Source organism: Pseudonocardia lutea (genome assembly GCF_042658055.1).
Taxonomy (GTDB): Bacteria; Actinomycetota; Actinomycetes; order Mycobacteriales; family Pseudonocardiaceae; genus Pseudonocardia; species Pseudonocardia lutea.
In genome coordinates this window covers 22,949-33,578 of the sequence record NZ_JBHSQK010000110.1, presented here as the reverse complement: position 1 = coordinate 33,578, position 10,630 = coordinate 22,949, and the positions used below count along the sequence as shown (strand labels likewise).

Below are 10,630 nucleotides of genomic sequence, written 5' to 3'. Positions count from 1 at the left end.
CCCTTCATGACGTTCTCGCCGCGGATGGCGATCTCGCCAGGCTCGCCAGGCGGGACATCGTGGCCCACGTCGTCGAGCAGGCGCATTTCGCAGCCCCGGACCGGGAGGCCGACGGTGCCGGGTCTGCGCTCGTGCCCGGGGCGGTTCGAGGCGGCGACCGGTGAGGTCTCCGACAGCCCGTAGCCCTCGTAGACCTCGCACCCGAATTGCTTCTCGAAGCTGTGGAGCACCTCAGCCGGCATGGCGGATCCGCCGGTCGTGCACAGTCGCAGCGACATCATGTCGGTGTCGGCTGCGGCGGGGGAGTGCAGCATCGCTGCGTACATCGTCGGCACACCTTGGAAGATCGTCACGCCGTCCCGGGCGACTACGGCGAGGGCCTTCGCAGGGTCGAATCGGGGGATCAGGGTGAGCGTGGCGCCGGCCAGGACGGCTGCGTTGAGTCCGCAGGTCAGGCCGAAGACGTGGAACAGCGGCAGGCATCCCATGATCACGTCTTCGGGGCCGACACGCAGGATCGTCTCGGCCGAGGTTGCGGCGTTGGACAACAGGTTGTGGTGCGTCAGCTCGGCGCCTTTCGGAGATCCCGTGGTGCCCGAGGTGTAGAGGATGACGGCGGTGTCCGAGCCGTTTCGGGCGACGGGTTCGAGGAGGACATCGCCTCCGAGGTCGAGCGCGCCGCTGGTGGGGACGATGATGTGAGGGACCTCAGCGGCCCGGGCAGCGTCAGCAATGTCAGTCTCTGCGCCGTCCCAGCTGAAGAGGATCGAAGCCTGTGAGTCCTGGAGCTGGAACTCGACCTCCCGTGTGCTGAGCAGCGGGTTCATCGGAACGACGACGGCGCCCACGATGAGTGCTCCGTAGAACAGCACCGGGAGCACAGGAAGGTTGGGGAGGCTCACGGCGACGCGGTCCCCCGGACCGATCCCACGCGCCCGAAGGTCACCGGCAACCGCAGCCGCTGCGAGGTGGAAATCGCGGTAGGTGAACACGTGCTCGTCGAGCCGCAGCGCGGGATGGTCGCCTGCGGTCCGGGCAGCGACCACGAGATTCGAAGCGAGGTTGGGCATGGTTCTGTCCCTCCTGAGTTAGGTCAACGGAGTGAGCGATGGCGTGTGTCCTCGCCGAACAGGCCGATGGTCACTGCGGTGATCAGAGAGAACAAGGCGGTGGTCAGGAAGACGCCAACGAACCCCGTCACGCCGTAGACCGCCGCGATAAGCGCAGCGCCACCGACGCCGGCGAGTCGTCCGGCTCCGTTGGACAGACCGGCTCCGGAGGCGCGCAGCGAGGTCGGGAACACCTCTGGGAGGTAGGCGTAAATCGTGACCGCGTTCGTCTGCAGGAGCAACGCGATCAAGAATCCGGCGCCAACGGTGAGCCAGAGCGCGTCGGTGACGGCGAAGATCACCATGAGCGCAGCAATTGTCACGGAGGTGACGGCCAGGGCGCGGCGCCGCTGCCAGCGGTCGGTGACCAGCATGGCGACAAGCGCACCGAACGGGGGCGCGATGGAGACCACTGTCGTGATGATCAGCGCGGTGTCCGTCGAGTAGCCGCGCTCGACGAGCAGGGTCGGTACCCAGGAGTTGAAGCCGTAGAACGCGACGATCCCGAAAACGAGCGTCAGCGCAGTGACGATCGTGATCCGGCGCTGAGACCCAGTGAAGAGCTCCACCATCCTGCCGCGCGCAGGCGGCGCCGACGGGACCGCGAGCACCGGCGACGGCAGCTCGTTCGTGTAGCGTGCCTCCAACCCGGACACGATCCGGTCGGCTTCCTCATTGCGGCCGCTAGCGACCAGCCATCTGACGGACTCCGGCAGCAGGAACAGGCCGAGGACGGCGGGGACGAGGCCCACTGCACCGACGACGAACATCCAGCGCCAGGACTGCGGGTCCAACGGGATGATCAGCTTGGCTGCGACGGCAGTGAACGGCACCCCTAGCAGTCCCACCCCCAACACGGCCGCTTGGCTGCGACCTCGGACGTTGGCGGGGTACATCTCCGCCACGTAGACGCTGAGGACTCCGACGACGGCCTGGATCCCGATACCGGACAGGGTGCGGAACAGGCCCAGGACCGCGAGGTTCGGCGCGAGCCCGCAGATGATGGTGGACATGGAGTAGAGGAGCGTCCCGCCCAGGACAAGTCGCTTTCGGCCGAACCGATCGGCCAGCCGCCCGCCGGCCAGGGCCCCGACGAACATCCCCAGCAGCGACAACGACGTCAGATTGCCGATCTGGGTGATCGACACACCCCAGTGCTCCCGCATCGCCGGTGCGGCGTAGGCGAGCACGTTGATGTCAGTGGTGTCGCCGAGGGAAAGCAGGCCGAGCAGGGGTAGCCACCCCCAGTGGGCCCGGGTCATGTGGGGGAGCCGGTCGAATCGAGCGATGAGCTCGGCGCCGCGGGTGTCGGGTGCCGCGGCAGTGCTGGGGGCGTCCACGAGGGTCCTCCTCGCTGTCGAATTGCGCCTCCCCCGGACGTGGGGCTGGGAGAGGATGGCGACTGTCAGGCGCCGGGCTGAGTTTCAGACGGGTAGGTCGAGTAGAGGGACGAACTGTTGGCCGCCGTGCATGTCCCGGTCCTCGGGCGAGCCCTGTGTGGTGGGCCGTGGGAAGGAGACCTTAACGACGTTCAGGTCGGGGATCGGGAACACGAGGACGCCGGCGGGGTCGACGTCGTAGATCTTGCCGAGCTCGGCGGCGTCGGTGAGTGCGGAGGCCACGGCTCGGTCGAAGGAGGGGCGGTCGGGTAGGAAGACGTCGATGGTCAGCCAGAAAGGGCCGGCGTTCTTCGAGCGGACATGGGTGGCGACGTCACTGAGTCTGGTCACTGTCCCACCACCGTCTGCACCGTGCGGAACAGGTCCCGTTCGTCGGCCACGTCGACCGCGTGCTGGAGGACGAACTCGAACGCCTCGCCCCGCCTGGTCTCCGCGGGGGAACTGATGAAGGCGAAGGTCGGGAACGGGCTGTCGTCGTCGATCGGCAGGTGCAGCATGAGCGGATTGGCGAACTTCGCCAGGTCGCTGGCAGTGGCCTGGTCGCGGGCGGTCACGGTGAGCACGACGCCGACCTCGCGGGGCGCGGTGTCCCGCTCGGGCTCGGCCTCGCCGAGCACGGCGTCGTGACCGAAGCGGCGCAACGAATAGTGGTACTCATCGGGGGTGAGCCCGAAGGTCGAGGGGACGTGATTGTCCAGGTAGGCGATCAGCCGGCCGCTCCACTCGTCGAGCCGGCAGAGGATCTCCGGGTCCCGGATGCCGGTGATCAGCTGGGACTGGAAGCCGACCGAGGCCGCGCCCTCCAGCTTGATCGTCTGCTGCGCGGCGGGCTCGAAAGTGGAGCCCTCGACCCGAACCCGGCGCTCGTCGATCGCGGTGTACACGGCGCCGCTCGCGTCGAGCGTGCCGGCGGGCTCACGCAGCCGGAACGGGTCGGCGTTCTCGTAGAGCATGTGCGCGGCGACGCTGCGGGTGGTGCAGCGGGCGTTGACAGCCAGGGGCTCGACGATGAACCCGGTGTCGTCGATGGTCAGCAGGACCCCGCCGGAGCGCGGATTCTCGGTGCAGAGTCCACCGCACTCGGCGATCTTGGCTGCGTGCCAGGCCGGGCCTGCGGGCAGGCCGCGCAGCAGCGGCAGCACCGCGGCCAGTGCCGTGTCCGTGGAACGGCCGGCGAGCACGATCTCTGCGCCGTCGCGCAGGGCGTCGGCGAATGGTGCCGCCCCCATCAGCCCGACGATGTGCCGGCACCGCTCCAGGGTCTCCGGTTTCAGCTCGTCGGCAGTGCCGAGCGGGTGGATCCGGTCGTCGGCGAGCAGCTCGATGAGCCGGGCAGGGTCCTGTTCGGCGTAGATCCGGGCGACCTTGCGGGTGATCCCGATGTCGGTGCAGATCCGCTCGACGACCTCGTAGACCCAATCCACACCCGCGTCGCACCCAGAGGTGCCGCATGAGCCGATGACGAGAGGGATGCCGGCGCCGTGTGCGGCGGGAACGAGCACCCGCAGATCCCGCTCGACGGCCGCCCGGGCGGTCTTCGCCGTCGCGGTACCCAGGTAGTGGGGTCCGGAGTCGGTGGAGCCGCCGTCGACGGCGATGATGTCGGCGCCGAGCTCGATACCGCGGGCCACGGTTTCAGGCGGGAAACCCCCGCCCAGCATGCCCACCGGGAACAACACCCGGATCGGGTCGATCATGATGTCACTTCCACGTCGGTGTGCGGGTGGACCTCGGCAAGCCGCACGAGCTCGCGGACGGTCGTCTCGGTGTCGGGGAAGCCACGCAAGGCCTCGCCGAGGGCGCTCACCCGCTCGGCCGGCAGCACTCTGCCCGCGCAGTCCTCGAATTTCTGCCAGAGCACGGGCGGATCGACCGTGGTCTCGTTCTCGGAGAGGTGGGGGTCGCGCGTGGCGCTGAACTCGCTCCCGTCGGTCTGGCTGATACGGACGGTGGCAGCGAAGGAGTTTGGCTTGCCACCCGGCGGGGCCGGGAGGACGCGCACCTTGCTCATCAGGGCGATCGTGGCGGGGTCGCGATGGGCGTCGCCGTCGAAGTCCGCCAGGACGACGGTCCCGGCGAGCAGGGCCCGCGAGGTCACATACTGCAGGCTGAACTTCCCGGACAAGGCCTCGGTCAGCACCGGGCGGTCCGTGTGCGGCATGCGGTTCGGGTCGACGACGATCTCGATGTCCTCGATGCGGCCGGTGTCGAACCCGTCGGCTCCCCGGATCTCGCATGCGGCCTCGATCGCCCCATGGGTGCTGTGACAGCACGGGTAGATCTTGATCGGGTTGCGTTCGGAACAGGCCAGCGGTGCGCCGTCCAGCCCGGCGACGATCCGGGCAGCGTCGTACCCAGAGTCGCCCTGGAAGAGCGGCAGAAAACCCTGCTGGTGGTCGAGCGCGCCGGGGTTTGCCGTGAAGCCCTCCGCCGCGAGCCGGGCGGCGAACAGCCCGTTGCGGACCGCCTGACCGACGTGCAAGGACTTCGTCATCGTGCCGAAGTTGGCTTTCACCCCCGCCGCATGCGACACCGCGATCGCCATGGCCGTCGCGGTGCGTTCCGCGGGCAGCCCGAGCAGGCGCGCGGCAGCCGCCGCGACGCCGATGACGCCGATGGTCGAGGTGGGGTGCCAGCCGCGCTTGTAGTGGCCGGGGTTGAGGCCGTAGGCCAGCCGGACCATCACCTCGTAGCCGGCCGCATACGCGACCGCCACGTCTGCGGCCGAGGCGTCGGTCTCCTCGCCGAGTGCGAGCAGCTCCGGGACGAGCATGGCAGACGGGTGCCCGCCCATGGCCGAGTTGCCGTCGTCGAGGTCTAGGGCGTGCGCTGCGACCCCGTTGAGGAGCCCGGCGTCGAGTGTGGGGACCCGCTCGGCGGTCCCGAGGACCAGGGATCCCTCCTTCGCCCCCGCGATGCCGGCGGCGGTCCGGATGGCCGCGATCCCGGCGAAGTCCGAGCCGGCGAGCGCCACACCCAGGGTGTCGACGAACGCCGTGCGGACCAGCTGACGGGCATGGTCGTCGAGCTCCTCGTAGCGGAACGCGGAGATCCGCTCGGCCAGCGCGGTGAGGATCGCCGGCGCCGCGGGCGGGGCCGGCGTCTCGGCCGTGGTCGTCACGCTCAGACCTCCGTGGCCTTGGTGACGAAGACGAGCTCGTCGGTGTGCGACGGGAACCCGCCGCGGGGGACGCCGGGCCGAATGTCGCCGTAGAACTCCTTCATGCCCTCGTTGAGCGGGCGCGAGTTCGCCGGCGCAAGCCACAGCCGCAGCAGGTGGCGCTTGCGGTCCTCGTCCTCCCAATCCTCGAACTCGGTCCGCGCGTGGTAGGTGACGTGGTTGTTGAGGAACTGGAAGTCGCCTGGCTCGAACATCATCGACGTGTGGAAGCGCGGGTCGTCGTTGAGCGAGATGAGCAGCTTCATCGCCTCGATCTGCTCGTCCGTCAGCGGCGGAACGCCCTCGAGTTCCTGGGCTGCCCAGATGTGTGTGGCGATCCAGCGCGAGGAGAAGCGCCCGTCCTCGAAGCTGAAGATCGGCTGCTGGTAGTACGGCTTCTCGCCGGGCTGCTCGTGGCCCTTCCAGGAGTGGTAGAACGGCTGCTGCAGCACCTCGAACAGGTCCGGGCGGGTGCGGGCGATTTCGTCGGCGACGGCGACCGAGCTGCAGAACAGGCTGCGCCCACCACTCTTGGCGGTCCGCAGCACGAACAACGCGACGATGTCGGCGCTGTCGGTATGAAAGCCCAGCCCCTGGCTCGACATGTACCCACGCCCCTTGGCCGTGGTGGGGGACTGGCCGAAGTCCTTGACGTCGCCGAGCACATCTCCCGCGAAGCTCTGCGTCCGCGCCGTGCCCATGTGCAGGCCGATTCCCCAGTAGATCAGCCGGAGCTCGTCCTTGGTGAAGCGCTCGACCGGCAGGCCGCGCAGCACGAACAAGCCGAGGTCGTTCTCCAGCCGGTCCAGGGTGAGTGCGAGGGCGTCGGTGAAGGTGTCGAGCGGGAACGTCTCACGGGTCAGCGTCTCGATCGTCGCGCCGGCGGCCTTAGAGGCCGCCAGCGCGTTCTCGATGTCGCTGATGTCTGCGGGGGTGAGCCGGTAGATCCACCGGTTCTCGTCCTCGAGGTCCGCCGGCAACCAGGCCACGTCCTTGCTGAGCGGAGAGTACGTCACAGCCGCCTCCTTGCGTCAGGGTATCTGCGAGTTGCTATAGCAGATAGAACAGAGCCCGAAGGCTGATGTCAAGAGCGGGTCAGTCGAGGTCCGAGCTCGACAGCAGACGACGCGAGGACTCGACCTGCTCACGCGTCAGTCGCTCGACGCGGTCGGCGTCTCGGGCACGCAGCGCGGCGACGATCTCACGATGGAGCTGTAGGCGCGCCTCCCGCTCCTCTGGGGACCGGTGCTCGATTGCCCGGATGCGGCGCGCCCGGCTGAAGACCCCGGCGCTGGACGCCAGCGAGTCGAGGGACGCGTTGCCTGCGGCGTGGCGCAGGACGGCGTCGAACCGGTCGGCGATCTGCTGGGCGACCTCGACGTCGGCGATCGACTCCTCGCCACCCAGTTCCTCGACGATCCGGGCCAGCTCCTCGATCGCCTCGTCGGTGATCTTCTCCGTGGCGAAGCGGGCGAGGGCCCCGCGCAGCAGGGATTCGGCGTAGAGCAGCTCCTGCATCGTCTCGGTCGAATGCTTGGCTACGGCGAGCGAACGCGTCGAGAGGCGTTCGATCAGATGCTCCTGTTCAAGGCGGCGCAGCGCCTCGCGGACCGGGGTGGGGCTCACGCCGAGCAAGAAGGCCAGGTTGCGTTCGGTGACCTTCTGTCCGGGGGCGAGGGCCCCACTGGCGATGCTCTCGCGGATCTGCTGGTAGGCCCTTTCGGCGAGGGACTCGTGCCGCTCGAGTGACGACAGGGGATTCGCGGCCGGGTCGGTCACGGGTGCGACTCCTCGTGTCAGGCGCCGCGCCGGGTGGGCGGCACGTCGCTCACAAGCTATAGCAGATAGAGGATCGCGTCCATGTGGAGATCGGGATCGCGAAGCCCTTGCCATTTGCTATGGCGCCTAGCACACTGCAATGCCGTCGAAATGGTGCGCCCGGCGCGCGATCGCCCTGGGTGCGACCTCGCCTGCCCAACGATCGATGTCGTCGCTCGCTGCTTCAAGGAGGAAGCCCGATGGAGGTCACTGTCCGAGGCCTGACCCTGGACTACGGTGGTGTCACTGCCGTTCACCGGCTTCACCTGGACGTCGCGGCGGGGGAGTCGATCGTCCTGCTGGGTCAGTCGGGTTGCGGCAAGACCAGCACGATGCGCTGCATCGCCGGCCTGGAGGAACCGTCCGACGGAACCATCACGATCGGGGAGCGCACGGTTTTCGACGCCCGCGCCGGCGTCGCGATCCCTGCGCACCACCGCAATGTCGGCATGGTGTTCCAGTCCTATGCGGTGTGGCCGCACCGCACCGTGGTGGAGAACGTCGCCTTCCCGCTGCGGATGGCGAAGACGCCCAAGGCAGAGGCCCGCAAGGCCGCGCTGGAGGTGCTCGGCCTCGTCGGGATGGCGCACCTCGCCGACCGCGGGGCGAGCAAGCTCAGCGGCGGCCAGATGCAGCGCGTCGCGCTGGCCCGCAGCATGGCGATGCGGCCCGCTGTCCTGCTGCTCGACGAACCGCTGTCCAACCTGGACGCCCGCCTGCGCGACGACCTCCGCATCGAGCTGCGCCGGATCCAAGTCGAGCACCAGCTAACCAGCATCTACGTCACCCACGACCAGACCGAGGCACTGGCGCTGGCGGACCGGATCGCCATCATGCAGGGCGGCCGGATCACGCAGCTCAGCACACCGGCCGAGCTGTACTCGCGCCCGGCCAGCGCGTCGATCGCGTCCTTCCTCGGGGTCACGAACGTGTTCCCGGTCGCTGCGGCCGAGGGCGACGCCGTCCGGCTCGCCGAGAGCGGGGTCGCGCTACGGACCGCCGGCCACGCTGCCACCGCGGACGCCGTGGCTTGCATCCGCCCCGAGGCGGTGCGGGTGGTCGAGCCGGGTGCAGCGGGGCCGAACGTACTCGCGGGACGGGTACGCGCACTGAGCTACCAGGGCTTCACCACGCGCCTCTCGATCTCGGTCGACGAGCGTCTGCGGCTGGACTCGGTGGTCCCGTCGGCCACGGTCGCCGACCTGGCCATCGGCTCGCCCACCACCGTGGCGATCGACCCCATTGACGTCCGTGTCCTGCCGCCGGAGGTCGCCGAACCCGAGGCCGATGCCGGCCCGGCCGAGCGGAGCGCCGCCGCATGACGGTCGTGGCGTCCCGCCGGCCGCGCGCCGCCGAGGAGCGCCCGGCCGGTACCGGGCGGGCCCGCCCGCGCCGCCGGCGCGGATGGCGGCGATGGATCCTCAGTGGACCGCTGCTCGTCGTGCTGGCGATCCTCATACTCGTTCCCGCCGGCTTCGTCGTCGTCGCGGCCTTCACCACGGACTCGCCGCGGCCGGGCGCCTCGCTGGGCGCGTTCACCTGGTCGAACTTCGCCATCCTCGGCGACCCGGACTTCACCGGCGGGCTGCTCAACTCGGTGCTCATTGCCGTGTTCGGCACCGCCCTCGCGTTGGTAATCGGCGGCGGGCTCGCCTTCCTCGCCGCCCGCAGCAACGTGCCCGCCCGGCGGTTCGTGTTCCTCGTCGGCATCGCGCCGCTGGTCCTGCCCTCCTACGTGGGCGCGCTCGCCTGGGCCATGCTGGGCAGCCCGCAGGCCGGGCTACTCAACATCGCGCTGCGAGACCTCGGGCTGCCGCCGGTCGTGGACCTGTATGGGTTGGGCGGGATGGTGTTCGTCCTCGCCCTGTTCTACGCCCCCTACCCCTTCCTCATGATCCACAGCTCGCTGTCGTTGATGAACCCCGAGCTCGAGGATGCCGCGTCCATCCACGGCGCATCGGTCCGCAAGATGCTCAGTGGCGTCACGTTCCCGCTGGCGATGCCCGCGGTGCTGGGCTCGGGGCTGCTGGTGTTCATCCTGATGCTGGAGAACTTCCCGGTCGCCCAGGTCCTCGCCACCCCCGGCGGCGTCGTCACCCTGCCGACCTTCCTGTTCCAGCTGATGACCGCCTCTCCGGCGCGCGGGAACGAGGCCTCTGCGATCGCCCTCGCGCTCGTTGCCATCGTGGCGACGGTCACGCTGCTGCAGCGGCGAGCACTGGCCAAGCGCTCCTTCACGACGGTGACCGGCAAGGGTGTGCGTGCCCGGCGTGTTTCGCTCGGGCGCGGGCGGGTGATCTGCTTCGTGCTCGTCTGCGCCTACTTCGCGCTGTCAGTCGTGCTGCCGCTGCTGGCGCTGTTGCTGACCTCGATCCGCCGCTCTCCCTACATGGACTCCTTCGCCGACTTGCTGCGCCCCAACGCTGTGCGCTTCGACGCGTACGGCGCGGTCCTGCAGTCCAAGCTGTTCGCGACCGTGACGCTCAACAGCGTCGTGGTCAGCGTCGTCGCAGCGGTAGCTGGCACGATCCTCGCCTTCCTCGTGGCCTACACGGCCTACCGCACCAAGGCCCGGGGCGGCGGGCTGCTCGAGGGCATCTCCATGATGCCCATCGCGATCCCGGCGATCGTGCTGGGGATCGGGCTGCTCTGGACCTGGATCCAGTCGCCGATCCCGCTCTACGGCACCCTCGGCGTGCTGATGATCGCTTTCGTCGCCGCGCAGATGCCGCAGGGCCTGCGCAGCATGGCCTCGGCGATCCGGTCCACGGACCCAGACCTCGAGGACAGCGCGGTCATCCACGGGGCGCCCCGCCGGCGTGCTGTGGCCGTGGTGACGCTTCCGCTGATGCGCGTCGCCCTGTCTTCGACCCTGCTCCTGCTGCTCATGCTCAGCATGCGCGAGCTCACCGTGCCGCTGTTCCTCTACACCTCGAACACCCAGATCCTCTCCATCACCATCTTCGACCAGTTCGAGAACGGCGGTGCGTTGCAGCAGGCCGCGGTCCTCAGCGTCGTCTACGTCCTGATCATGTTCGTGCTCTCGTACCTTCCCCGCCGATTCGGAGGCACCACCGATGTCTGACCGAGCAACGTCGCTCCCGCGTTTTCGAAGGACCCTCCTCGGCGCCGTGTTGTGTGCG

General features: G+C 69.1%; 9 protein-coding genes. 2 read left to right on the top strand and 7 right to left on the bottom strand.

Annotated features, from left to right (window positions below):
- The 7 genes from ACFQH9_RS30465 to ACFQH9_RS30435 all read right to left on the bottom strand — a co-directional run.
- A partial coding sequence (locus tag ACFQH9_RS30465; protein ID WP_379571618.1) for an AMP-binding protein occupies window positions 1-1,070 on the bottom strand: 1,070 nt, incomplete at its 3' end.
- Between the two features lie 23 nt (window positions 1,071-1,093).
- Entirely contained in the window at window positions 1,094-2,449 is a 1,356-nt protein-coding gene (locus ACFQH9_RS30460) for an MFS transporter (protein ID WP_379571616.1), read from the bottom strand.
- Between the two features lie 84 nt (window positions 2,450-2,533).
- Window positions 2,534-2,839, bottom strand: coding sequence for a DUF4387 domain-containing protein (locus ACFQH9_RS30455; RefSeq protein ID WP_379571614.1), 306 nt, complete (start codon window positions 2,837-2,839; stop codon window positions 2,534-2,536).
- On the bottom strand, window positions 2,836-4,206 hold the full coding sequence (locus ACFQH9_RS30450) for an acyclic terpene utilization AtuA family protein (protein WP_379571612.1): 1,371 nt from the start codon (window positions 4,204-4,206) through the stop codon (window positions 2,836-2,838). Before ACFQH9_RS30450 ends, ACFQH9_RS30455 begins: the two co-directional genes overlap by 4 nt.
- Complete coding sequence (locus tag ACFQH9_RS30445; protein ID WP_379571610.1) at window positions 4,203-5,630, bottom strand: MmgE/PrpD family protein; 1,428 nt, start codon at window positions 5,628-5,630, stop codon at window positions 4,203-4,205. Before ACFQH9_RS30445 ends, ACFQH9_RS30450 begins: the two co-directional genes overlap by 4 nt.
- 2 nt (window positions 5,631-5,632) lie before the next feature.
- Window positions 5,633-6,685: a TauD/TfdA family dioxygenase gene (locus ACFQH9_RS30440; protein ID WP_379571608.1), complete on the bottom strand. Its 1,053-nt coding sequence runs from the start codon at window positions 6,683-6,685 to the stop codon at window positions 5,633-5,635.
- A 79-nt stretch (window positions 6,686-6,764) separates the two neighbouring features.
- A complete protein-coding gene (locus ACFQH9_RS30435; RefSeq protein WP_379571606.1) occupies window positions 6,765-7,448 on the bottom strand; it encodes a GntR family transcriptional regulator in 684 nt (227 codons plus the stop codon).
- Between the two features lie 83 nt (window positions 7,449-7,531).
- Between ACFQH9_RS30435 and ACFQH9_RS30430 the strand changes: the two genes are divergently transcribed.
- Both ACFQH9_RS30430 and ACFQH9_RS30425 read left to right on the top strand, forming a co-directional pair.
- Window positions 7,532-8,809: an ABC transporter ATP-binding protein gene (locus tag ACFQH9_RS30430; protein WP_379571604.1), complete on the top strand. Its 1,278-nt coding sequence runs from the start codon at window positions 7,532-7,534 to the stop codon at window positions 8,807-8,809.
- Window positions 8,806-10,572: an ABC transporter permease gene (locus tag ACFQH9_RS30425; RefSeq protein ID WP_379571602.1), complete on the top strand. Its 1,767-nt coding sequence runs from the start codon at window positions 8,806-8,808 to the stop codon at window positions 10,570-10,572. The genes ACFQH9_RS30430 and ACFQH9_RS30425 overlap by 4 nt, the downstream gene beginning before the upstream one ends.
- The last annotated feature ends 58 nt before the right edge of the window (window positions 10,573-10,630 follow it).